19 protein-coding genes are annotated in these 24,990 nt (G+C 44.3%); 8 read left to right on the forward strand and 11 right to left on the reverse strand.

Translation table 11 applies throughout. The annotated features are described in order from the left end of the window. Positions 1–892: 892 nt before the first annotated feature. On the reverse strand, positions 893–1,681 hold the full coding sequence (locus ACHUFN_RS14655) for a ferredoxin--NADP reductase (RefSeq protein WP_394223176.1): 789 nt from the start codon (positions 1,679–1,681) through the stop codon (positions 893–895). A 266-nt stretch (positions 1,682–1,947) separates the two neighbouring features. On the opposite strand from ACHUFN_RS14655, the gene ACHUFN_RS14660 reads away from it, so the two are divergent. The 6 genes from ACHUFN_RS14660 (at position 1,948) to ACHUFN_RS14685 (ending at position 8,171) form a co-directional block, all read left to right on the forward strand. After that, positions 1,948–2,649, forward strand: a complete 702-nt coding sequence (locus tag ACHUFN_RS14660; RefSeq protein ID WP_394223177.1) for a hypothetical protein — start codon at positions 1,948–1,950, stop codon at positions 2,647–2,649. A 247-nt stretch (positions 2,650–2,896) separates the two neighbouring features. Then, entirely contained in the window at positions 2,897–3,862 is a 966-nt protein-coding gene (locus tag ACHUFN_RS14665) for a hypothetical protein (protein ID WP_394223178.1), read from the forward strand. A 5-nt stretch (positions 3,863–3,867) separates the two neighbouring features. After that, positions 3,868–4,467 carry a recombination mediator RecR gene (gene recR, locus ACHUFN_RS14670; protein ID WP_394223179.1) on the forward strand — a complete coding sequence of 200 codons (600 nt, stop codon included), beginning with the start codon at positions 3,868–3,870 and terminating at the stop codon, positions 4,465–4,467. A 241-nt stretch (positions 4,468–4,708) separates the two neighbouring features. After that, the gene (gene htpG / locus ACHUFN_RS14675) at positions 4,709–6,631 is read left to right on the forward strand and encodes a molecular chaperone HtpG (protein ID WP_394223180.1); all 1,923 of its coding nucleotides are present in this window, start codon (positions 4,709–4,711) and stop codon (positions 6,629–6,631) included. Between the two features lie 350 nt (positions 6,632–6,981). Continuing rightward, positions 6,982–7,626 (forward strand): adenylate kinase, encoded by a 645-nt coding sequence (gene adk / locus ACHUFN_RS14680; RefSeq protein ID WP_012519076.1) that lies wholly within the window; start codon positions 6,982–6,984, stop codon positions 7,624–7,626. A 149-nt stretch (positions 7,627–7,775) separates the two neighbouring features. After that, the gene (locus tag ACHUFN_RS14685) at positions 7,776–8,171 is read left to right on the forward strand and encodes an MAPEG family protein (protein WP_394223181.1); all 396 of its coding nucleotides are present in this window, start codon (positions 7,776–7,778) and stop codon (positions 8,169–8,171) included. 108 nt (positions 8,172–8,279) lie between these two features. Here ACHUFN_RS14685 and ACHUFN_RS14690 read toward each other — a convergent pair whose 3' ends face one another. Both ACHUFN_RS14690 and lepB read right to left on the reverse strand, forming a co-directional pair. Next, a complete protein-coding gene (locus ACHUFN_RS14690; protein WP_394223182.1) occupies positions 8,280–10,874 on the reverse strand; it encodes a TonB-dependent receptor in 2,595 nt (864 codons plus the stop codon). A 471-nt stretch (positions 10,875–11,345) separates the two neighbouring features. Beyond that, positions 11,346–11,984, reverse strand: a complete 639-nt coding sequence (lepB, locus tag ACHUFN_RS14695) for a signal peptidase I (protein WP_394223183.1) — start codon at positions 11,982–11,984, stop codon at positions 11,346–11,348. A 392-nt stretch (positions 11,985–12,376) separates the two neighbouring features. Between lepB and ACHUFN_RS14700 the strand changes: the two genes are divergently transcribed. Then, positions 12,377–15,250 (forward strand): M16 family metallopeptidase, encoded by a 2,874-nt coding sequence (locus ACHUFN_RS14700; protein WP_394223184.1) that lies wholly within the window; start codon positions 12,377–12,379, stop codon positions 15,248–15,250. A gap of 89 nt (positions 15,251–15,339) precedes the next feature. On the opposite strand, the gene ACHUFN_RS14705 is transcribed toward ACHUFN_RS14700, so the two are convergent. After that, positions 15,340–17,475, reverse strand: a complete 2,136-nt coding sequence (locus tag ACHUFN_RS14705) for a methyl-accepting chemotaxis protein (RefSeq protein WP_394223185.1) — start codon at positions 17,473–17,475, stop codon at positions 15,340–15,342. A gap of 321 nt (positions 17,476–17,796) precedes the next feature. Here ACHUFN_RS14705 and ACHUFN_RS14710 point away from each other — a divergent pair, with 321 nt between their 5' ends. Beyond that, on the forward strand, positions 17,797–18,642 hold the full coding sequence (locus ACHUFN_RS14710; RefSeq protein ID WP_394223186.1) for a formate/nitrite transporter family protein: 846 nt from the start codon (positions 17,797–17,799) through the stop codon (positions 18,640–18,642). Between the two features lie 114 nt (positions 18,643–18,756). Here the strand turns inward: ACHUFN_RS14710 and hisIE are convergent, their stop codons facing one another. The 7 genes from hisIE to hisD are packed head-to-tail and all read right to left on the reverse strand — an operon-like array spanning position 18,757 to position 24,981. Next, positions 18,757–19,374 carry a bifunctional phosphoribosyl-AMP cyclohydrolase/phosphoribosyl-ATP diphosphatase HisIE gene (hisIE, locus tag ACHUFN_RS14715; protein ID WP_394223187.1) on the reverse strand — a complete coding sequence of 206 codons (618 nt, stop codon included), beginning with the start codon at positions 19,372–19,374 and terminating at the stop codon, positions 18,757–18,759. Then, entirely contained in the window at positions 19,371–20,183 is an 813-nt protein-coding gene (gene hisF, locus ACHUFN_RS14720; protein ID WP_394223188.1) for an imidazole glycerol phosphate synthase subunit HisF, read from the reverse strand. Before hisF ends, hisIE begins: the two co-directional genes overlap by 4 nt. Then, complete coding sequence (hisA, locus tag ACHUFN_RS14725; protein ID WP_394223190.1) at positions 20,165–20,902, reverse strand: 1-(5-phosphoribosyl)-5-[(5-phosphoribosylamino)methylideneamino]imidazole-4-carboxamide isomerase; 738 nt, start codon at positions 20,900–20,902, stop codon at positions 20,165–20,167. The genes hisF and hisA overlap by 19 nt, the downstream gene beginning before the upstream one ends. Then, the gene (gene hisH, locus ACHUFN_RS14730) at positions 20,902–21,531 is read right to left on the reverse strand and encodes an imidazole glycerol phosphate synthase subunit HisH (RefSeq protein ID WP_394223191.1); all 630 of its coding nucleotides are present in this window, start codon (positions 21,529–21,531) and stop codon (positions 20,902–20,904) included. Before hisH ends, hisA begins: the two co-directional genes overlap by 1 nt. After that, the gene (hisB, locus tag ACHUFN_RS14735) at positions 21,531–22,601 is read right to left on the reverse strand and encodes a bifunctional histidinol-phosphatase/imidazoleglycerol-phosphate dehydratase HisB (RefSeq protein WP_394223192.1); all 1,071 of its coding nucleotides are present in this window, start codon (positions 22,599–22,601) and stop codon (positions 21,531–21,533) included. The genes hisH and hisB overlap by 1 nt, the downstream gene beginning before the upstream one ends. Then, positions 22,598–23,677, reverse strand: coding sequence for a histidinol-phosphate transaminase (gene hisC / locus ACHUFN_RS14740; protein WP_394223193.1), 1,080 nt, complete (start codon positions 23,675–23,677; stop codon positions 22,598–22,600). Before hisC ends, hisB begins: the two co-directional genes overlap by 4 nt. Continuing rightward, positions 23,677–24,981, reverse strand: a complete 1,305-nt coding sequence (gene hisD, locus ACHUFN_RS14745) for a histidinol dehydrogenase (RefSeq protein WP_394223194.1) — start codon at positions 24,979–24,981, stop codon at positions 23,677–23,679. The genes hisC and hisD overlap by 1 nt, the downstream gene beginning before the upstream one ends. Between the last annotated feature and the right edge of the window lie 9 nt (positions 24,982–24,990).

The following is a 24,990-nucleotide window of genomic DNA, read 5'->3' on the forward strand; positions in this document are numbered from 1 at the left end:
CTCAGACACATTTAAGACAACTCAGTTTTTAAATTTTTTTAATTTAAGGAATAGTCCCATGAGCACATTTCTTCAAATTTCTCATTTGCTTTGTTTTCTATATTTGGTGGCTGTAACTTTTTTTAGTGCAGAGCCAGAGGGCTTTCTTACTTTGTTAGTTAACGGTATTGATCATATTTTTTATGTTCGTAATCATGTGACATCATAAGAGTTTGTTGTGGTAAGTAATAGCGTTATCAATAGGTTACCTACAGAGCTGAGTTCGACGGGCAACGTATTTGTAACTTCTAGTTTTCATGCTTTACGACGGTTCAAAGACGACATTCGCCATCATGTGTTGGAGTCAGGGTAGTTGAGCCATTTTTATTATCTATTTGATAACGGCATCGCAGACTTCTTTGATTCTTTGTGACTACCAAGCCAGCATTAATTTGCAGGCTTTTCTTCATGTCGAAAATTTTCCCTGCTGTGAATCTATCTAATAGTAGTTACCGCTGGGACGACGAATATTTATATCCGAACCAATGCAGAAGCTGGATAGATGTCCACCTCATTAGGTGGTTTTTTTTTGTTTTTTAAGAGCTCACTTTCGTTCGCGTTTCTGCTGTAGTAGAGGAATAGCATCTAGGTGTTACTTGGTATTGAACAGGTCAGGATAAAGATTATCGGGACACGGCAGTACAATTTCTTCGGATCATATACGGGTCATTTTGGCAGCTATTAAGAGTGATGCTGCGCTATGAAGTTAACGTAAAATCCAATAAAAAAGGCGGGTTGTGTGGTTATGAGTCGTGCTAATAAAAGCTGATTCATTTGGCTTTAAAATGCCGTTTTTATTAAACTTATATCTAACGCTAGCTCGAGCTTCGTTAAATAGCCGCTAGCAAACTCATCACTTCTCAATAAAAGCCTGCTCGATAACATAGTGTCCCATACGGCGCGAGTTAGCTTTCGAAAAACCCTTATTGTTTAACATCGCCATTAAATCTTGCAGCATGTTGTCATTTCCACATAGCATGAATCTGTCGTTTTCAATGCTTAAGTCTGGCATGTTGATATCGCTTAACAACTTCCCACTTTCAATAAGACTTGTGATCCTCCCTTCGTGAACAACGCCGTTTCTTTTGTAGCTTTCTCGCGTAACGGTAGGGTAATAAATCAGTTTTTCACGCACGTCTTCACCGAAATAAGGGTTTTCAGGAAGCAAGGTTTCAATTTCGTGCTGATAGGCAAGTTCAGAGCGCCAACGTGTTCCGTGAACCAATATTATTTTCTCAAAGCTTTCGTAAATGAAGGGATCTTTGATGATGCTCATAAATGGGGCTAAACCTGTACCTGTGCTTAGCAAGTAAAGGTGTTTTCCAGGAAGTAAGTAACCTGGAACTAATGTGCCTGTGGGCCTTACATTAAGCATAATTTCATCGCCAGGCTTTATATTCTGCAAGCGTGAAGTCAATGCTCCGTTGGGAACCTTAATACTGAAAAACTCAAGCTCTTCGTCGTAGTTAGGGCTTGCGATACTGTAAGCACGCATCAAAGGCCTTCCATCAACCTCCAAACCAATCATAACGAATTGACCGTTTTCGAACCGCAAAGAAGATTCTCTTGTCGTCTTGAAGCTAAATAGCGTGTCGTTCCAATGATGAACATGGGTTACTGTTGCGTTTATCAGGTTTCGCATTCGTATTCCTAGTTACTTAATCAACAGGCTCAAATTTCATTCTCGCACAAATTATATTTTGATAATAGTTATCATTACCGTTTATGGTGGCGATTTATACTTTACAGTTTTGGTTTATTGTCGATTTGTAATAGGCGCTTTCAGCTTTGGTTCATCAAAGCCCACCCTTTATGACATTAAAATGTTGTCACATTCATCCGTTACGCTTGCGCATGGCGGCTGAAAGCAAATAATGAAATACGGCGAGTCAAAATATGGAGGCTGCTGTGTTAGCAAAAATTTTAAAACGCTTGCAGGTTCAAACTAAACGCTCTGTCGAACCATCGTCTTCTAACAATTCCGCCATATCACTTTGGAAAGATACAGGGCAAGTTTACTATTTAGAAAACACGCTGAAGCTTACTTATCAGTCTAATGCAGGAAAGGTTACCATTGAAAAGCTTTCTTTGTCGTCATTGCCTGAAGTCCTCGCTGAGCTTCAAGCATTAGATAATGTCTCTACGCTCTCGCGAAAAGAAGTGGCTAATCAGGTTGATGCTTTTAGCGTTAGCGTATGTGGTGTGACCTGGCAAACCTCACACGATGGCCAAAGCGTTCGTATTAAAGCACTTCCAGAAGCCGCAACTTTGCGCAGTCCCACAGCGTGTTTCACAAAATCTCAAGCGGTGTTTAAACACGCTTTCATGCTAGAACACGACGACTTACTTACTCCAACATTATCTGGTAAGCCCGGGATATTTACTTACAATCGCATATCAATTAATGATTTTATTAATCAGTTAACCTTATCGAATGAGAAAATTACGCAGTCGCAAAAAGCAAAAATTGCTGTCGGCCACGAAAATTTTGAGGCAGCTTTCACCGAACATGAGCAATCTATTATTGAACAGTTCATCAAACCCGATGAGAAGTCTACTGGTGAGAATGAAGGCAACGGCCGCCTTATTGACAAGGGTGAAGCTGTCTAACAACCTTTACCATATGTAACACCATCTAACATTTTTCTGCGCTGAATGCCCACACGCTAACACCGACTTTATGCCTGGTTGGTCAACCTTAACACGCAAATCGTATTAAAATGTCGTTCTGCAGAAAAATGGTCCCAAATAACCGACCGTTCGTTGTATTATTGTGTGCGCTCTTTTAGTTGAAGCTGAACGTGCTAGGTTGATAGTCAAAAGCAAAGGTTAACCCGTTAAAATAGAGGTTTAAGTAGTGCTAAGGAAAGGCTTAGTTATCACCACGGTTATTCTACTTCCCATAGCTGCCGTGCTGTTTTTTATGAGTGTACATGAACTGTTTAAGATGAAAACAGTGTCTGTCGATCCGAAACTCCAAGAGATTTCTGGTATAGAGTTCGACAAATATAAGCGGCTTTGGGCGATAAATGACAGTGGCGACGGACCTATTCTTTATATGCTGAACAAAGATGGAAGTATAGAAAGAGAAGTCACCGTTACCAATGCTAAGAACGTTGACTGGGAAGACATGACACAAAATAGTTTCGGGCACTTCTTTTTAGGAGATTTCGGTAACAACGATAACAAGCGCCGCTGGCTAACAATTTACAAGATTGAAAACCCGATAGATATCAAAACTGATACTACTGAAGCAGAAATAATTAAATTCACTTACCCAGAAATGGGCAAAGGCAAAGTGAAACCCAAAGATAAAAACTACGATTTAGAAGCGTTTGTTGAATATAAGCGAAGCCTTTACCTATTTACAAAAAACAGAACCCAACCCTTCGACGGTATCACTAAACTATATAAAGTGGGCGATCACGCGGCTAACTTTGATGCTAAGCTGATTGGTGAATTTAAGACCTGTACCACGCTTGAAAAACTCTGCTGGATAACCTCTGCGGCAATAAGCCCTGATAGAACTAAGCTTGTGCTGCTAGACTCCACTAGCTTGTGGCTGTTTGAAAATTTTGAAGGTGACAATTTCTTTAGCGGTGACGTATCGCGCATTGATCTTGGTGTGGTTACTCAAAAAGAAGCCGTGACGTTTTACGACAACAACACGTTGGTATTTACCGATGAGGTATACAAAGGTTTATTTGGCGGCAATATTTATGAAGTTAAACTCGACCAAGTAAAGCGTAACGTGATTAAATACCGCGAAAACCCCGCCAAAGATCGGGAAAATTCGAAACAAGATAATCCATCAAAGCAGTAAATACTATGAAGTTCAGCCCGCTACTCTCAGAATTAATTCAGGCTCTTACTTGTCTTCCTGGCGTTGGAAATAAAAGCGCCCAGCGAATGGCGTTTCATCTTTTAGAGCGAAATCGAACTGGGGCAATAGATTTAAGCAACGTGCTACACAATGCCATGGAGCACATTCACCATTGTAAGCGTTGCAGAACCTTTACCGAAGACGAGCTCTGCGATATTTGCCGCCATCCGGAAAGAGAGGCGAGTGGGCTACTGTGTATCGTTGAAAGCCCGCAAGACGTGTTAGCCATAGAGCAAACCTTAAGTTACAAGGGGCAGTATTTCGTGCTTATGGGGCATTTGTCGCCCATTGATGGCGTAGGGCCCGAAGAAATAGGCTTAACTGAACTTGAAGCGCGTCTTGCTGCGGGTGGAATTAACGAGGTTATTCTTGCCACAAACCCTACCGTAGAAGGTGAGGCAACCGCGCATTTCATCGCGCAGCTGTGCGCAAGTCATAATGTTGATGCATCGCGCATCGCTCACGGTGTACCTGTTGGAGGTGAGCTAGAGTATATCGACGGCAACACACTTACTCATGCGTTCTCGGGTCGTCGCAAGCTGTAATTTCCATTTACTGCGTTTTACCTTTCTCGCAAAGGTAAGACGTTGTGGGTGCGATTAAAAATAAAAAGACTCTTTTTAATATCCTCCCTTCTTCAGCGCATAAATTGAACAGTGTTTCGTGCCTCTGCAAAAAAATTGCCGAATAAAAAATAAAATTTCGTTCTAAACGTTGAAAAATACGTCGAGTGACCTTACCTGTTTAACATCAAACGTGGTCCATTCAACGAGGAGATATTGGATTATGGCTGAAGCAGCCCACAAAGAAACCCACGGTTTTCAAACAGAAGTAAAACAGCTTCTTCATCTGATGATTCACTCTTTGTATTCAAACAAAGAAATTTTTCTACGCGAGCTTGTATCAAACGCAGCAGACGCTGCCGACAAACTGCGATTCCGCGCGTTAGAAAATGATAGCCTTTACGAAAACGATGGCGATTTAAACGTAAAGCTAAGCGTTGATAAAGAAGCTAATACCGTGACAATTACCGACAACGGTATTGGTATGACTCGCGATGAAGTGATTGCGAACCTAGGTACTATTGCTAAATCAGGTACCAAAGACTTCTTTAGCAAGCTTTCTGGCGATAGCGCAAAAGACTCACAGCTAATCGGTCAGTTCGGTGTTGGTTTTTACTCTGCCTTCATCGTTGCCGACAAAGTTACCGTTCGCACGCGTGCTGCAGGTGCAGACGCATCAGAAGGTGTAGAGTGGGTATCAGACGGTGAAGGTGAATTCACTATCGCCGAAATCAACAAGCCTACTCGCGGCACTGAAATTACGCTTCATCTTCGCGAAGACGAAAAAGAGTATGCCGACGCATGGCGTTTGCGTTCTATCGTAAGCAAATACTCAGATCACATCAGCATTCCAGTTCAAATGTGGAAAGATGAAGTGCCTGAGAGCGAAGGCCCAGAGGGCGAGAAAATTGAAGCTCAGCCTGGCGAATGGGAAGTTGTTAACAAAGCAACAGCACTTTGGACTCGTGAAAAGTCAGACATTTCTGACGAAGAGTACAACGAATTCTACAAACATATTTCTCATGACTTTGCTGATCCACTAGCATGGGCGCACAACAAGGTAGAAGGTAAAACTGAGTACACCAGCTTATTGTACATTCCTTCAAAAGCGCCGTTTGATATGTGGAACCGCGACCAGAACCACGGTCTTAAACTTTATGTTCAGCGCGTTTTCATTATGGACGATGCAGAACAGTTTATGCCTACGTACCTGCGTTTCGTAAAAGGCTTACTAGACAGCAACGATCTTCCGTTAAACGTTTCGCGTGAAATCCTTCAGGATAACAAAATTACGCAAGCCCTTCGTCAAGGCTGTACTAAACGCGTTCTACAAATGCTTGAGAAAATGGCGAAGAACGACAATGAGAAGTACCAGTCGTTCTGGAACGAATTTGGTAACGTACTAAAAGAAGGCCCGGCTGAAGACTTCAGCAACCGTGAGAAAATTGCTGGCCTATTGCGTTTCTCATCAACGCACGGCGAATCAGATGCACAAACCGTTTCATTAGCAGATTACATTGAGCGAATGAAAGAAGGTCAGGACAAGATTTACTTTGTGACAGCAGATAGCCTGCAAGCAGCAAAATCAAGTCCTCACCTAGAAATCTTCCGCAAGAAAGGCATTGAAGTGTTGCTGATGGGCGAGCGTATTGACGAGTGGTTAATGTCTCACCTTACTGAATTCAACGAAAAGCAATTCGTTTCTATTGCGAAAGGAAACCTAGATTTAGGTGACCTAGAAGACGAAGAGTCTAAGAAGGCGCAAGAAGAAGCAGAAAAGCAAGTTGAAGGTGTTCTTGAGCGTGCGAAAACGGCCCTTGGCGACAAAGTGGTAGACGTGAAGTTTACTCATCGTTTAACCGACTCGCCTGCAGTTATCGTGGCCGATGACAACGGCATGACAACGCAGATGATGAAGTTAATGCAAGCGGCGGGTCAAACGGTTCCAGATGTTAAGTATCACTTTGAACTAAACCCTGAACACAGCTTAGTAAAACTGCTTGCAGATACTCAAGATGAAGAGCTATTTAATCAGTGGGTTGGTGTTTTATTTGACCAAGCTGCACTGTCAGAGCAAGGAAGTCTAAAAGACCCATCTAGCTTTGTTCAGAACTTAAATACGCTGCTTATGAAGTTGGCGAAATAGTTCGAAACCACATAGGTTTAAGGTGAAAAACGGGCGTAATGCCCGTTTTTTTTATGCAAGCACCAACAATAGTAAGTTTACCGTTTTTATTGTGCTATATTTTGGCGGTTTAAATTTCTAGGTTAATCAGGTTTGAGCAGCAAAATTTAAACCAGAGTAAAGGCGAGTTATTAGGCAAAAATAGTGATGGCTGTAGGCATTCATTTACAAAAGCGCCTATAAGCTGAACATATATTCGCCATTAGTCTTAAGATTAACTTTACGGTACTCCTTACACTTGTCACCCCAGTGCTGAATGTGTAAAGTGCCCGAAGTAAAAAGTTCAAAAATCATAAGCGGAGAACGCACTCATGCGAATCATTCTTCTCGGCGCTCCTGGCGCGGGTAAGGGCACACAAGCTCAGTTTTTAATGGGCAAATATGGCATTCCACAAATTTCTACAGGCGATATGCTTCGTGCTGCGATTAAAGCGGGTACAGAGCTAGGTCTTGAAGCTAAGCGTGTAATGGACGAAGGTAAACTAGTGTCTGATGAAATTATCATTGGTCTAGTGAAAGAGCGTATTGCACAAGACGATTGTAAAGATGGTTTCTTGTTAGACGGTTTCCCTCGCACCATTCCTCAAGCAGACGCAATGAAAGAAGCAGGTGTTTCTGTTGATCACTGCATCGAGTTTGACGTGCCTGATGACGTTATTGTAGAGCGCATGGGCGGCCGTCGCGTTCACCCTGCATCGGGTCGAGTTTACCACGTTGTATACAACCCACCGAAGGTAGAGGGCAAAGACAACGAAACGGGCGACGACCTAATTGTTCGTGATGACGACAAAGAAGAAACCGTGCGCAAGCGTTTGGCTATTTACCACGAGCAAACCAAGCCGCTGGTAAATTACTACAGCGCCGAAGCAGAAGCTGGCAACTGTGAATACCACAAACTAGACGGTACGCGTCCAGTTGAAGAAGTTAGTGCAGAACTAGCAGAGCGTTTAGGTTAATCGCCAATAACGTTGAGAAAAGGTCGCTTATGCGGCCTTTTTTGTTGCTTGTAACTTGTCTACCGATAACGTTTAATGTCACTGAAGTGAGATTTGGCTTAAACGCTAACGTAAATAACGCGATATAACTATAACAAGTGGAGTAGACCATGGTTTTGCCAATCACGGCGTTTTACGCCAGTTTATTAGGTATTTGTTACCTGTATTTATCTTTTTTAGTTATTGGTGCCAGACGACGCCATCAAGTTGGAATTGGCGATGGTGGTCATGAAGATCTTAGCCGGTTATCAAGAGCGCATGGAAACTTCAGTGAGTATGTGCCGATAACTCTGATTATGATAGCGTGCTTTGAGGCTAATACTGGTCAAGTATGGGCTGTACACGCTTTAGGAAGTGCGTTGCTGTTCGGACGCGTGTTACACGCATATGGGCTTGGTCGTCACTCAGGTGTGAGCTGGCAGCGTTTTGCTGGCATGATCCTGACTTTCTTAGCCATGTTATGTGCTGCGGTGGGTAACCTAGTGCTTATTCACTTCGGTTTGTAAGTAGAACAGCTTTATTAGCAGTTAAAGATATAGAATGTGCGTAAAGCACGCATAAAAAAGCGCTCGAGACACAAATTGTCGCCGAGCGCTTTTTCGTTTTAATAACGCTTAAAAGCGATAAGTTACTTTAGAGTAAACAAAGCGGCCACGAGGATTGTGAACGCCGCCAGCGTAACCATAAAGGTCGCCATCGCCGTCACCAATGGCAAACGGTGGCTCTTCGTCTAGAAGGTTGTTTGAACCAATAACTAAACGAAGGTTATCGCTGTAGTTGTAGCCAAACTGCAGGTCTACCAGCATTTGAGAATCAACGGTTCTAGAAGTGTTTTCTTCAAAATCTAAAACACCATCGAAGTTGATGTCAGGTGTATCCTCAAACTCGCCGATGAAGCTGATGTTCAAGTTGGCGTCGAACGACCCTTTAGACCAAGTTGTACCAAACAACCAACGATGCTCTGGGTAGCCGTATTCACCGGTAAAGTCCATATCGTTTCGCTCGAACTTGTTCATGTAAGCCCAGTCTAGGTTGAAACGAACGTTACCGTACTCTTGTAATTCCATGCGGTAGTTAGCACTGAAATCAACACCCGAAGCTTCTTGCGAAGATACGTTTTGGTAGGTGTTAAAGATTTTTTGAATTACGCCAAGCGACTCGCCTTGTTGTGGTGGTAAACGAACACAAATAGTACTGTTTTGGTCATTACATTCTGCGTCGTATACTAGTCCAAATTGCTGCTCGTCAATTTTGTTATCTTGAGTAATGCTCCATACATCAACACTTAAACCAAGCTCTTGGGTTGGCGCATAAATTACACCCACGTTCCATGACTCAGACTCTTCAGCATCTAGATTTGGGTTACCCGCAAATTCAATATTGTAATCTAATGAATCACAGTCTTGACCCGTTGCGTCACAGCGATATTGGTCGACGAAAAATACACTTTTCTGTGATGGACCTAAGCCAACCTGAGCAAGTGATGGCGCTCTGAAGCCCTGAGCCCAAGAACCACGCACGGTTACTTCGTCACTTGGTGCCCATCGCAACGCAATCTTAGGGTTGGTAGTACTGCCGAAGTCACTGAAGTGGTCGTAACGACCGGCAAGTTGAAGCTCTAACTGCTCAGTAAGCGGAATAGATAGCTCTAAGTAAGCGGCATACTGATCGCGTTCAGCGGCAGCAGAAACCGATTCAGTACCGAAAATAAGTCCGCGCTGAAATTGAATGTCAGGAACGTCGCTCACTTGCTCTTCACGATACTCTACACCAGCAGCCATCATTACTACGTCGTCACCAAAGTCGAATGCTTCACCTGAAATGTGCGCATCAACACTGGTCATGCGAGATTCACCACGACGCACCAAGCTTGTGGTAATTTCATCAATTACGCTTTGTGGGTTAGTTACACCACCAAATGGGTTATAGTTACCTAAATCGATTTGTTCTTGCAGCCAATCTACGCGAACCCAACCTTGCGACTGATCGCCACTTTGCTCTGAACTGCTGCGACCTTTTTGAACAGACGCTTCCCAATCGTAATCGTTAAACTGTCCGCGAAGACCAGCAACAAGTCTTAACGTATCTGATTCAATATCCCAACGACGAGGGCCGGCATCAACGGGGCGGTAGCGACCTATTTCAATGTCTTGTCCAAACGGGTTGTTAGGGTGCGTGCCTGGTGCGGTTAGGCCTGCATCTTCATCAAGAGGCGTTGCGGCACCGCCAGCTTCAGACGTATTGTGCTGCATCGCTATTTCCATAAATGCAGTGGTGTCTGAACCAACTTTATAGTCAAACTGACCGATAAAACCAACGCGCTCTGATGCTGGAATAGTTAAGCCAAATGGGCCGTAGTCAAATAAGCAGCTTCCTGACGCCGTGGCATTTTCGGCTGGGCAGTCTGGGTCGATGGTTTTAACGCCATCTACATAAAAGTAGCCTGGGTAGCCACGCGAAGAACGAAAATCCATACCACCGTAAGGCGATTGGTTTGCAGTACCGAAGCGGCCCAGTTCATCAGCCCCTAGCGTACTGTTGTTAAAGTAATCGAGGATAACAGTCGCGCTGCTTTTCTCGCTCTGAGAGCCCCACAATAGACTTGCAGTTGTCTCATCGTAACTCGGGCCTGTAGTGCCACCGTAACCTGCATTAAGCTCTAGTCCTTCAAAGTCTTTCTTAAGTACTACGTTTACTACACCTGCAACAGCGTCAGAACCGTAGATTGCTGATGCACCATCTTTTAGAATATCAATGCGCTCAATGGCTGAAACAGGAATAGAGTTAATATCTACAAATGAATTAGTAATACTTTCAGCAAAGGCACTAATTGCAACACGACGACCGTTAATAAGAACTAGCGTAGCATCTGGCCCCATACCTCTAAGTGACACGGCTGCTGCACCGTTTGCGGTAGAGTCTTGGCTGTTATTACGAGTTGAAAATGTACCTGCGCCAGTTGCAGGCATACGCTCTAAGAGTTGTTGAAGATTTTCGTAACCCATACCCTCAATCATGGTTGCGTCAATTGACTGAATGGGTGAGGGGCCTTCCATATCTGTGCGTTTAATACGAGAGCCGGTAACGGCGATTCTTTCAAGGTTAGCTGCTTCTTCGTCAGCCTGCTGTGCATACACTGGATTCAGTGAGGTAATTCCTGCAAGTGCTAATCCCACTGTTAATGCACTTACTTTACGACCTTGTTTCATTATTATTTCCTTATTTCCATTTTACTTGTTGTGTGTTTTTGCAGCACCTAAATGCAACAAAATTATCAATAGCATTCCTGACACTTTTGTTGCAATAGCGAAAAGTACGAAAGATGTGACACTTAGTTACAAAGTGTGTAAGGCGTATAGCGCTGAATTAAATGAGAAGCATGCCTTAACTAGAAAAAGGAAATGTCTGGGAGGCCCAGAAAACATGGAGCTTGAGTGCCATGGTAAGCAAAATAATTAACTCAATAAACGATGGTTTGCCTCAAAACTGGCGGCTAATCATCGCACAATTTGTCATATTTTAATTGAGGCAAAAGACAATTTATTTTGTGAATAGATCGATTTCTCGGATATTTTTCAGATCTGACCAGTTTTTAAGTGTTTAATATTTGAGCGAGAGTAAAGGTCTGCTAGGTGCTTATAATTAAGCATCGCGCTTTATCATGTGCGTGTGTGTCGCTTCTATTGAAGCGACGTAAAGAAACGTTCTGTCCTTGGTAAATACATATCTTCGGTATCCAGTGAGAATGCCACGGCATTTGCTTTGCCTTGTATTTCCTCAACAGGAAAGAAACCGTAGTAGCGTGAATCAACACTGTTGTTTCTGTTATCACCCATGGCAAGTACGTGGTCTTTAGGAACAGTAACCACATTGAAGCTCTTTGCTGGGCTGCCTTGAGGGCTAAGTGCAATGGTACGTGCGTGCCCTAAAATGTTTTCGGTATAAACATGGGGGCTTTGCGCATCTAGCGCAGCCACTTCATTATTTACTGTAAGTGTGTTGTTTTCCATCTTCACCGTGTCACCCGCTACGGCAACAACCCGTTTTATTAACCTAGTATCGGCAACGCTGCTCTCAATAATGACAATGTCACCGCGATTAATGTTACCTGTTTTAGCAATTACTACGTCGGTGAAGGGGAGTTCAAGCGTGTAGGCTGATTTATCTACAACGACTCTGTCGCCAACCTGAATAGTTGGTTCCATTGAGCCTGTAGGCACGTAATACCAGTCTGCAACGCTACTTCGAAATGAAAACAACAACACGATCAACAAAATGAAAGGAAGGTTGTTCTTGATGCTTTGCTTTACATTTATCACAGTCACAATTCTCACTATTGATTATTATTTTATCCAACTGATTTTCCTAGCTTTTTGGGCTTTCAAAGTTTTTTAAAGCCACCTCACACTAGCGTGTCTTACTCACAACAGTAGATTGAAAATTGTCTACTTTGTTCATTTTTGAATTTGAGAAAATGTAACTAACTGTGTCTATGACTAGCAACTTCACCAGAACTCTAACGCCATAAAAGAGCTACAAAACGCAATTTAGATAACCTATGTAGCTGAATTAAAAGGCTTAATCTTATTATGCTTAGCGTGTTCAAATCTACCGCGGTCGCTGCTTGCGAAACGAGCGAAAAACAATGCCATAGCATCAAGGTTATCCTTGTGGTACTTGTTACGTTTTTTAAACCTAAAGAAATCAAATTATGCTTAGAACATTCAAACGAAACAGAGTGTATGTTGCAGCCGCGATAGTCGCTTTAAGTACTTTGACGGCTAGCTGTTCGAACAACAATGGTTTGCCTAACGAAAGTGCTTCGGTGCAGCAGACTTCCTCGTTTAATGTAGACTACGAACGGTTTGAACTAGATAACGGGCTTACCGTTGTGTTGCATGTTGATAGGTCAGACCCCGTTGCAGCAGTAGCGCTTACGGCACACGTTGGCTCGGCCAGAGAAAAAGAAGGGCGCACCGGTTTCGCTCACTTGTTTGAGCATTTACTTTTTCTAGAATCAGAGAATTTAGGGAAAGGCGGCTTGGATAAAATGAGTGCTCGAATTGGTGGCTCTGGGGCGAATGGGTCGACAAGTCGAGATAGCACAAATTATTACCAAACCGTGCCTATTGATGCGCTGGAAAAAATGATTTGGGCTGAAGCCGATAAACTGGGCTTTTTTATTAATACGGTCACTGAACCCGTGCTGGCGAAAGAAAAGCAGGTGGTAAAAAACGAGAAGCGCCAAGGTGTGGATAACCGTCCATACGGCCATAATCAGTACGTTATTGATAAAAACCTATATCCAGAAGGTCACCCGTACAGCTGGCAGGTTATTGGCTCACTGGAAGACCTCCAAAACGCTACGCTTGCAGACGTTAAAGAGTTTTTCAATACGTGGTATGTGCCCAATAATGTGGTGCTAACTATTGCAGGAGACATTGATGTAGCACAGACAAAAGCGTGGGTTAAAAAGTATTTTGATGAAATTCCAGCAGGTGAGCAAATTACTAAGTTAGCACCTAGGCCTGCCAAGCTAGATACAACGATTAAACGCTTTCATGTGGATAATTTTGCACAAGCACCACTTTTAACAATGGTATGGCCAACGGTGCCTGAATATCACGACGACTACTATGCCTTGCAAGTGCTTTCGCAATTCTTAAGCCAAGGTAAAAACGCCCCATTAAATAAAGTGCTAATCGATGAAAAGAAACTCACGAGCAATCTTTATTTTTACGGTTACGACTCAGAAATAGCGGGGCAGTTACAGCTGCAAGTTATGGCGTTTAACGGTGTTGATTTAAATACGGTGGCTGAAGGGATAGACGAGGCATTCGCTCTTTTTGAAAAAGAGGGGATTTCTAAAGACGATTTAGCGCGGATAAAAGCAGGGCAGGAAACCGAGTTTTATCAAGGGCTATCAAGTGTGTTGGGAAAAGGCTTTCAATTGGCTCAATACGAGATTTTTGCCGGTGGTGCAGAGTTTATAAGCAAAGACGTACAGAAGATTCTTGGCGTAACACAAAAAGATGTGATGCGCGTTTACAACACATACATTAAAGACCAACCATTTGTTGCAACCAGCTTTGTGCCAAAAGGAGAACAAGAATTGGTGCTGAGTGGTTCAACAAAAGCCAAGGTAGTTGAAGAGGAAATAGTAGAAGGCGCAGAGGAAAGTTTCGACGCTTCAATTGCTGCCCAATACGAGCGAACCCCGTCGTCGTTTGACCGCACGATTGAGCCAGAGTATGGAGAAAGTATACAAATTACGCCGCCAGAAGTGTGGCAGAGTGCGTTGTCTTCTGGAATTAAAATAGCGGGTATTTCTAACGACGAAGTCCCCTTAGTTGCTTTTGAATTAAAGCTAGATGGCGGCATGTTGCTAGACCCTGCAAACAAGACTGGTGCTGCAAATTTACTCGCTGCCATCTTACTTAAAGGTACGGCCAACAAAACGCCAGAGCAATTTGAACAACATGTTGAATTGTTAGGCGCTTCGTTAGACGCCAATGCGTCAGAAACGGCAATTGTCATTAGCGGCACAGTATTGTCGAAGCACTATAACGAGCTAATGACACTCGTTTCAGAAGCCATTCTTTTTCCTCGCTTCGATGAAGAGGAATTCTCGCTAGCAAAAAACGACATTATTAATCAAATAGAGCAAATTAAGGCAAACCCGAATGCCATTGCATCGGTAGAATTTAAAGCGCTGCTTTATGGTCAAGATCATCCATTTGCGCAAACAGTGCTAGGCGATAAAAACAGTGTTTCGGCGATGTCACTTACCGACATTAAGACCTATTTTAAAGAGAATGCTTCACCAACCGTGGCTAAATTGCACGTTGTTGGGGATATTCAGCAGAGCGGCGTGAAGCAGTCACTTGCTAGGTTAAATGAGAGCTGGAAACCTAAAAATGTTCAGCTTCCTGTTGTGACAGAACCAGCTTTACCTAAAGCAGCAACGCTGTTTTTCTACGATGTACCGGATGCTAAACAATCTGTTCTGTATTTTGGTCATGTTGCCCCCAACGTTAACCATGAAGATGCTTACAAAGCGAGTGTTATGAATTATCGCCTTGGTGGAGGTGGTTTTGCGTCGCAGCTTATGCAGGAACTTCGTGAAAACAAAGGTTACACCTACGGTATTCGCTCCTCGGTGTCTAGCGACCAGTACACAGGTGAATTTACAATTAGAAGTTCGGTTCGTTCAAACGTTACGTTAGAAGCCATACAAGATATCAGAGAGATATTGGCTTCATTTGGTACAGGCTACACTAATGAAGACTTAGCTGTGACAAAAGGGTTCACACTTAAATCTGGTGCGCGCGCATTTGAAACACTGAGTGCTAAATTAAACATGGTAAGCGAGATTAGCGATTATGGGTTCCCCCACGACTATGTGTTACAGCAAGAAGCCCAGGTTAAGGCGCTAACGGTCGATGATATGAAGCGACTGTTTGATGCATATGTCCACCCAGATAAAATGATATACCTTGTCGTTGGAGACAAAGCGACGCAGTTTAAACGCTTAGAAGCGCTAGGGCTTGGTACGCCTGTACTTCTCACCCCATCAGGCAGCTAAATGTAACTAGATTTAATTACCTCAATAATCGAAAAGGCCCGATTGACTTGATATCAAGCGGGCCTTTTTTATTGCTAATTACGTCGCTATTAATGCGTTTTCAGTTTTGCCAGCAGTTTTTCTAGCGTGCTAACAGCTTTGAAAATGGCTTTTGAGCTCTCGGCAGAGGCGTGAGAGTTCGTGGCAACTTCAGAGGTGGCATTGCCAATAACCACCATGTTTCTGTTTAGCTCCTCACTGACTTGGCTTTGCTCTTCCGCTGCCGCCGCCATTTGCGTCATTCGCTCGCTGATTTCACCAATTTGAAGTACGGTCGTTTGCATTTTCTCTAGTGCTGACTGAGAACGCTGTGCCGCGTCGTCGGCTTTCTGACTGCCAGAGTAAATGGTGTTCACCGTGTGGTCGACTTCACTTTGTAGGGCAGTAATTACTTTGCCGATTTCGCCCACAGACTCTGCGGTTTTTGACGCAAGAGAGCGAACTTCGTCGGCTACCACGCTAAATCCTCTTCCGTTGTCACCCGCGCGAGCTGCTTCAATGGCTGCGTTTAAGGCCAACAGATTAGTTTGATCTGCTATTGCACCAATTACATCAAGTATCTTCTTAATATCGGCGCTTCGCTGCGATACTGCTTGCACAGCGCTAGATGCATTTTGCATCTCTTTAGATAAATCAGTAACAGAACGTGTAGACTCTGAAATTTCAGTTTCTGTTTGTTTAACGGAGTTAGTCGCGTTATCAGCATTATCTGCGGCATTGGCTGCTGTTCTGGCAACCTCTTGTGCAGTTTGCGACATTTCTGTTATCGCAGTAACCACGCTGTCTATCTCAGTCTGCTGCACTTGAATAAGCGAATTAGTGCTTTGCGTATGATTTTGCGTTTCCTGACTTTGCTCAATAACTTGTTTGCATGATAGTTTCGCTTGGTCGAGCAATTCACGCACTCGTTCCTTAAAGAGATTAAATGCTTCACTTAGCTGAATGAGCTCTGCGTGAGAGTGAACGTGAATATCTTGTGTTAAGTCTCCGCCTTGACCCGCAAGCTCTTCCATTCGCTCAGCAACTTGTCTAACAGGCTGAATAATACTCTTTGTAAAGACAAAAACTAAAGCCAGTGCTATAGCAGTACATATCACTGCTACTATGAATTGAGTAGTTAGCAAAGAGGTGATTGCAGAAGAAATCATGGTTTCCAATGACGTGACAGGTGCTAACGCGTGCTCCTTGCTTACGCCAACAATCATTTTCCATTTAACGCCAGCTAAATTTAACGATATGTCTTGTGAAACATATAGCATGCCTTCACTCTCTAATAAGCCCGACTGCTGATTTGCATTCAACAGCATACGAGATTTACTTTTATCACGGAAAACTTCTTCAAACGGCCGTGCAAGCTTACTTTTCGCATTGGTCGCGGCTACAACCATTCCATTTTGGCTTACTACATACACCTCGGCATTACCGTCGTAAAGTGATGCCTTAAGGCCTTCTGCGCGCTTTTGAATAATGGGAAGGTTTACATCGGTTCCTACAACTCCACGGAATTGGTTGTTCGCAATTACGGGAACTGTAAGGCTTGTCATTAATTCGGTATAGCCTTCACGAATTTCGTACTGGTACGGATTAGACACGCAAGGTTTACGCGTTTCTTTGTTGCACAAGTACCACTCGGCAGCTCTAAAGCCAAACTCATCTAACGTGGTGTCGTGTTTTAAAGTAGGGTCGGTAATAACAACCTGTTCAGCTGTTCCATTGGCCCCGCGAATAAAATACACCTCGAAGCTTCCTGTTCCCGGTGTAGAGTGTGACTTGCCGCTTACATTATTCGCCGCGTTGCCGTCGAATAAATTCGTTTCAAATTGCGCGTACATGCTAGAGGTGATATCTGTTGCCAATAGGCTTTCAACTAATCGCTGGGTTTGTTCACGGCTTTGCGATAACTCATCATTGGCTTCAATACTCGCTGACAGCTGAGCAGCTAAGGCATTAGGTAAACCGTGAGCGCTATTAATTAGCGCTTCTGTTTGCGCGGCATACTGAGATGCCTTAGCAGTAACCGTCTTTTGTATCTGGTCGATAATTTCAGAATTAACGTGTTGGCTTATTTCTTCTTCTGTTCGGTCGAGCAAGACATAGCTGACGCCAATAAATACGAGAGCGATTAGAATGAAAAGCATGCCTACAACAGACATGAGTTTTGAAGACAGAGAGTGACTTTTTTTCATAGAAAAAAACAACTTTGATTTGAGGTGGATTAGTAATTTGTGAAAGTACGTTTTCAGCGAATACTTAATGAGATTCTGCAGCTCGCATACCTGCAGTACCTTCAATTAAATATAGAACGTAAAATTAACGGCGGTCAAATATTATACATTGTTGTATACGAAGCGTTTTTACTTTTGGATTTGATGAGTTAGATGCTAGAGCTAAGGCCACCGCATATATGATTTTAACTTTTTTTAATCGCAATCCTGCTTAAAACACGTAGCAACACATAAATGTTGTTTCATGGAACACTAGCCTCATTGGCAGTGCGGGAGGCACAGATGACCGAAAAAAAGAGCGAATCTGACAAAAAGCAGCAAGAGGTAGCTTTAAGCCACACGGAAGAACAGGACGTTAGAAAGAATCAAAGCCTAAACTCTGTTTCATTATATGCCATTGTGCATAGCGAAGGACTTGAAGAGCTGCAGCGTCCAATGATGTCTTTGTGGTGGTCAGGCGTTGCGGCGGGAATTGGTATCTCGCTTTCTATCTTAGCTGAGGGAATTTTACACCATCTTTTTTCAAACTCACCATATCAGTTTGCATTTGAAAACTTAGGTTACACAGTGGGATTTGTTTTGGTTATTGTTGGACGTTTGCAGCTATTTACTGAAAATACGCTTACGGTCATTCTACCGCTATTAAGTAAACCTTCAATTAACATGACCTTGTGCATTGCAAGGCTATGGCTAATCGTATTTCTAGCAAATATGTTAGGCACCTTCTTGGCGGCATTCTTTAGCTTCAACCTTCAAGCGGTTCCTCCTGACGTAGTAAGAGGCATGACGGCTATTTCGCAGCATTACGGCAAGCTTTCTGCTGCTGAAGCTTTCACCTACGGCATAACCTCAGGTTTCATTATTGCCGCCATAGTGTGGATGAAGCCTTCTGTAAAACATTCACAAGTTCTAATGATCGTGATTTTCACTTATCTAATTGCCATTGGGCATTTTACCCACGTAATAGCAGGCTCAACCGAATTATTTTTACTTTTACTTCAAGGGCAGATTAGCGTGGGAGAGACGCTTTCGTTAATTGGGGCAACCCTAATGGGAAATATTGTGGGTGGTACTGGGTTATTTGCCTTACTGGCGTACGGTCAGGTTGCGCGAGAAATAGAACCGTAGCTTGCTACCGATAAACAGTGGCTCCTTTCAATTGAAAAACGAACCTAAAAAAAATGCCCTTAGCGCGAGAAGCGGTAAGGGCATTTTAAATTGTATTTTCAATGAAGTAGCTATCTACTTATGACGCTCGCGCAGTACATTGAGTGCATCGTTTAGCGACATATCGCTGGCTTGAAGCAGCACCGTTAGATGATACAACAAATCAGCGGCTTCGTTTTTAAGCTCTTCTTTGTCATGCACTGTCGCAGCCAACGCGGTTTCAACGCCTTCTTCACCTACTTTTTGCGCTATACGTTTAATGCCTTTGTTGTATAGGCTTGCGGTGTAGCTGCTTTTTGGGTCAGCGTCTTTACGGGCAGCTAATACACGCTCTAAATCTGCTAAAAACGTAAAGGCAGGTGTATTTCCGTCAAACCAACAGCTTTCAACTCCAGTGTGGCAGGTTGGGCCGTTAGGGTTGGCCAGTACCAACAGTGAATCTTGGTCACAATCGCACGCAACGCTCACCAAATCCAGCGTGTTACCTGACGTTTCACCCTTAGTCCAAAGGCGCTGCTTTGAACGGCTGAAAAAGGTTACTTTACCTGTTTCAAGGGTTTTCGCTAAGGCCTCTTGGTCCATATAACCCTGCATCAATACCTTGCCTGATAGTGCATCTTGCACAATCGCAGGTAGCAAGTTATCCATTTTAGCCCACGCTAGCTTATTGCTATTTTCGTTAGTAATGATCACGGGTTTACTCCTTCTGCTTGCGTCGTTAATCCGTGACGCTTACGCATGACAATGCCATTGCTAGTTAATTCTGCCTTTAGCGCATCAATATTGATGATGCCTTTGTGAAATACCGATGCCGCTAAAGCGCCATCCACATCAGCCTGTTGAAACACGTCAGTGAAGTGGGTAATTTCACCCGCGCCACCTGATGCAATTAGGGGCACTTCACAAACATCGCGCACGGCTTTTAGCTGTTTAACATCATAGCCTTTGCGCACGCCGTCTTGGTTCATGCAGTTAAGTACAATTTCACCTGCACCGCGTGACTGAACTTCTTTAATCCAGTCGATGGTTTGCCACTGGCTTTTCTGCGTGCGGGCTTCATCGCCTGTGAATTTGTATACTTCGTATTGGTCGGTTGCCTCATTATAGAAACTGTCGATACCAATCACTACGCACTGCTGACCGTATACGTCGTGCAGCTGATTGATAAGACCTGGGTTGTTAAGGGCAGGGGAGTTAATTGAAATTTTATCTGCGCCCATTTCCAAAATACGCCCCGCGTCTTCAATGCTCTTAATACCGCCAGCTACGCAAAATGGAATATCGATAACCTGTGCAATACGGCTTACCCAGCTTTTATCTACCACGCGGGCATCAGAGCTTGCAGTGATATCGTAAAATACCAGTTCGTCAGCGCCAGCTTTTGCGTATTGCTCGGCAAGAGGCACAATGTCGCCAATAATCTCGTGGTTTCTAAACTGAACGCCCTTAACAACTTTGCCGTCGCGTACGTCTAAACAAGGGATTATGCGTTTTGCCAACATGCGATAGCCTCCTTCACCGTAAACTTACCTTCAAGCAACGCGCGGCCTAAAATTACGCCCCCAACGTTAGTGGGTTTTAACGCTTCAATATCGGCAATGCTTCCAATGCCGCCTGACGCTTGCCAACTAACGTGTGGGAAACGGGCTGCCATTTCTTGATACAGTTCAGTGTTCGCACCTTGTAGCGTGCCGTCACGGCTAATGTCAGTGCATAGCACATGCTTTGCGCCTACTGTAGCGAAGTCTTCCAGCAATCCTTCAAGGGCTACGCCAGAGTTCTCTTGCCAGCCGTGCGTGGCAATTAGCTTTTCACCACTTTCGCTAATATTAATATCTAGGGCCAATACAATGTGCTCTGGGCCGTATTTTTCTACCCAAGACTTCACAAGCTTGGGTTGTTTTACCGCCAAAGAGCCAATAACCACGCGGCTTACGCCCGTTTCTAATAGTTGAGCCACTTCTTCTTCGCTACGGATACCGCCGCCTGCTTGAAACTGCATGCGCTTGGTGTCGACCATAGACTTGATAAGGGAAAGCTGGCGTTTAGTTGTGTCTTTGGCGCCAGTTAGGTCAACAATGTGCAGCCAAGTTGCACCTTGGTCGGCATAGTCGTGAACCACATCTACTGGGTCCAGTTCGTATTGGGTTTTTTGCTCGTAGTCGCCTTGGTAAAGGCGCACCACGCGTCCGTCAATAAGATCAATCGCTGGAATAATCATTATAGGTTCACAAAGTTAGTCAGTAGTTGTGCTCCGGCCTCGCCAGAACGCTCTGGGTGAAATTGCACCCCGTAAAAATTGTCTTTATTTATAGCTGCTGAAAACGCATTGCCATAAGTACAACTTGCAAGCGTGTGTTCGTACTCAGGTACAGCAAAGCTATGTACAAAGTAAAAGTAGGTATCTTGCGGAATGCCTTTGAACAAACTCTCATTATTATGAATGACCGTGTTCCACCCCATGTGAGGCAAGCGCACGCCTTTCGATTCCATGCGCGCCACGTGTCCGGGCATAAGGTTCAAACAATCGATGTTGCCTGTACCTTGAAAACCGCCTTCGGCACTGGTTTCAACCATAAGCTGCATGCCTAAACATACTCCAAGTACAGGTTGGGTAAGCGACTGAAGGGTTTCCACTAACGCTTTTTGCTTAATGCTGGCCATCGCTGCCGCGGCGGTACCTACGCCGGGTAAAAACACTTTGTCGGCACTTTTTATCACGTTTACATCGTCAGACACATCTACTTCAACGCCCAAGCGTTCAAGGGCAAAGCGCACCGACGAAATATTCGCGCAGCCGGTATTCACTATGACTATTTTTTGTCGCTGGCTGGGGTTTACCACTGACATTACAGTGCTCCTTTACTGCTTGGTAGTGCATCACCTTGGCGCGTAATGGCTTGACGAAGCGCACGGCCAAATACTTTAAACAGGCTTTCTACTTGATGGTGGGCATTACCTTCGCTGGTGGAAAGGTGCAGCGATAGCCCCATGCTTTGCGCAAGCGAGTAGAAGAAATGCGGTACCATTTCAGTGGCCATTTCACCTACTTGGTCGCGGCTAAATTCAGCCTCAAATTTAAGGTGTGGACGGTTTGAAATGTCCATAATACATTCGGCACGACATTCATCCATTGGCAATGCAAAGCCGAAACGGCCAATACCGCGTTTGTCGCCAAGTGCCTTTTTAAGGGCTTCACCAAGGGCAAGGGCTGTGTCTTCTACACTGTGGTGATCGTCAATGTGCAAATCGCCATCGGTAGTCAGGTTTAGCTCGAAGCCACCGTGGGTCGCAATTTGGTCAAGCATGTGGTCAAAAAAGCCCATGCCGGTTTGAATTGTCGATTTGGCCTGCGAGTCTAAATCTACGCGCACGCGAATGTCGGTTTCAGAGGTGGTGCGTACTACTTCTGCAATACGTGAAGATGCGAGCAAGCTTTTCTGAATATCATTCCAGTTTAAGCTTTCACGGTTGTACTGAAAGCTGCGAATACCCATGTTCTCGGCAAGCTGAACGTCAGTAATTCTGTCGCCAATGACAAATGAACGGGTAAAGTCTACTTTCCCTTGCTGCAAGTATTCTTGCACCAAACCAAGCTTTGGCTTGCGGCATGTGCAGTTATCTTCGTCAAAGTGCGGGCAAATAAGCACGTCGTCAAATACCACGCCTTGGCTTTCAAATACGGCCATCATGGCGTTGTGAGGCTTGTCGAAATCTTCCTGTGGGAAGCTGTCTGTGCCTAAGCCGTCTTGGTTACTTACCATCACCAACTTAAAGCCAGCCGCTTTCAGCTTAAGCAAAACAGGAATAACGTTTGGCTCGAATACAAGCTTCTCTAAACTATCTAATTGCTTATCTACTGGCGGCTCTTCAACAAGTGTACCGTCGCGGTCGATAAATAAAATGGCTTGCTGACTCATGCCGCGTCCTCATTATTTGTAAATTCTTTAATTAACTGCATTAAACGCTGGTTTTGCTCTTCGGTGCCGATGCTAACGCGTAAACAGTTTTGTAAATTAAGCTGCTTTGATTGGTCGCGAATTAGCATGCCTTGGCTTACCAGATATTGCATAAGAGCCTGTGCTTTTGCGTAGCGGAATAAGATAAAGTTTGCTCTTCTATCACCTACCAGTTCAATACCGTCTACGGCTTTGAGTGCTTCTGCTAGGGCTTCTTTTTCGCGGTTGATGGTAGCAACTTGAAGTTCTAGTAGCGTTAGCGACTCTGCTGATAAGGCCTGCGCTGCAATCTGCGCCACTGGCTCTGGAATGGGATAGGGCGCTATCACTTTAAGTAGTGCTTGGATGACGGGTGCCTGAGCAAGTGTAAAACCACAGCGAAGACCTGCTAACGCAAATGCTTTAGACAAAGTACGAAGAACCACTAAGTTTGGGTAATTGTCTATCTCGTTTGCCCACGTATTATCAGCATCAAACTCAATGTAGGCCTCATCGACCACTACCAATGCCTTATCGGCAAAGTGATTAAGTACAGTTTTAATGTCTTCTCGAGCAACGGGGGTTCCCGTTGGGTTGTTGGGCGCACAAATAAATATCACGTTAACGTCATCTTCAGCGCATACGGCGTTCACGTTAAGGCTGAAGTCATCGTTAAGTGGTACTTTCTTAATGCCTACATCACAGGTTTCAGCGCTAATGGCATACATGCCATACGTAGGTGGGCATATCAGAATGCTGTCTTTACCCGGCGTGCAGAAGGTGCGAATAAGTAACTCAATGCCTTCATCGGCCCCGCGGGTAACAATAAGCTGCGATTTGTCGAGCCCTGCATAATCGGCGTAACCACTGACTACCGCATCAGGCTGACAAGACGGGTACCGATTAAAGTTACTGCTATCTACACTGTATTCGTTGGCATAAGGTGACTCGTTAGCATTAAGCCAGTCTTGACCACCAGAGAACAAGCGACGTGCCGACTCATAAGGCTTGAGCGGAACCAAGTTATCATTAATTAAGTTATCAATTAGTGCCGACATCAGGCGTCTCCTTGCTTAAGCGCTTGCATACGAAGTGCAACAGCTTGCTCGTGCGCGTCTAATCCTTCTGCGGCTGCCAGAGCCATAATAGCAGGGCCTAAATTTCGCATGCCGTCTGCGCTTAGCTCTTGAATCGTGTAGCGGCGCATAAAGTCTAATAATCCAAGACTAGAATAATTCTTAGCATAGCCATAGGTAGGCAGCACGTGGTTAGTGCCTGACGCGTAATCACCGGCAGATTCGGGTGACCAAGGGCCTAAAAATATAGAGCCTGCGTATTTAATTTTTGGCAAATAATCACGGGCATTTTCTATTTGCACAATTAAGTGCTCAGCCGCGTAGGAATTACTTGCTTCAATGGCTTGTTCAATTGAATCAGCCAAAATATAGCGCGCATTTTCCATAGCAGGGCGTGCAATTTCAGCGCGAGATAGGGTCGCCAATTGACGCTCAACTGCTGCTTTTGCTTCTTCAATAAGCGTAGCGCTGTTAGACACCAAAATAGCCTGCGAATCTGGGCCGTGCTCTGCTTGAGATAAAAGGTCTGCTGCTACAAACTCAGGGTTTGCGAATTCATCGGCGAGTACCAATACCTCTGATGGACCCGCAGGCATATCAATGGCTGCGCCATCAGCACGCTGGCTTACCTGCTGTTTAGCTTCAGTCACAAAGCTATTACCTGGGCCAAAAATCTTATCTACTTGCGGAATACTATCTGTACCTAAAGCCATCGCGGCAACAGCTTGCGCGCCACCGCACAAGAAGATCTTGTCGATGTCACACTTGCGCGCAGCATAAGCAATTTCAGGGGCAATAAGCTGCTCTTTGTTCGGTGGTGTACACAGCAGTTTATTTTCACAACCCGCTACCAATGCAGGTACGCCCAGCATTAACACCGTAGATGGAAGCGGTGCGCTACCACCTGGAATGTAAAGGCCAACTGCATCTAATGGTGTAAAGCGAAGCTCACATTTAACGCCCGGCGTTGTGGTAAGCGCAATATCACTTGGCATTTGCGCTTCGTGAAACATTTTTATGTTGTTAAACGCAGTATCGATAGCACTTGCTACCTCTGGCGTTACCTTCGCAGCAAGAGCATCAATGTTTTCTTGTGAAAGTACAAGGCTAGTTAAGTCTGGGCAGTCAAATTTACGTGTGTAATCAAGTACTGCCGCATCGCCTTCTTTTTCAACGCGGGCGATAATGTCGCCCACGGTCTGCTTTAACTGTTGGCTATTGGCCATAGCCGGGCGGGCTAACGCCTGTTTTTTCTCATTTGCTGAAAGAGATGACCAAGTAATCATAATTGCCTG

Source organism: Alteromonas gracilis (genome assembly GCF_043642145.1).
Taxonomy (GTDB): Bacteria; Pseudomonadota; Gammaproteobacteria; order Enterobacterales; family Alteromonadaceae; genus Alteromonas; species Alteromonas gracilis_B.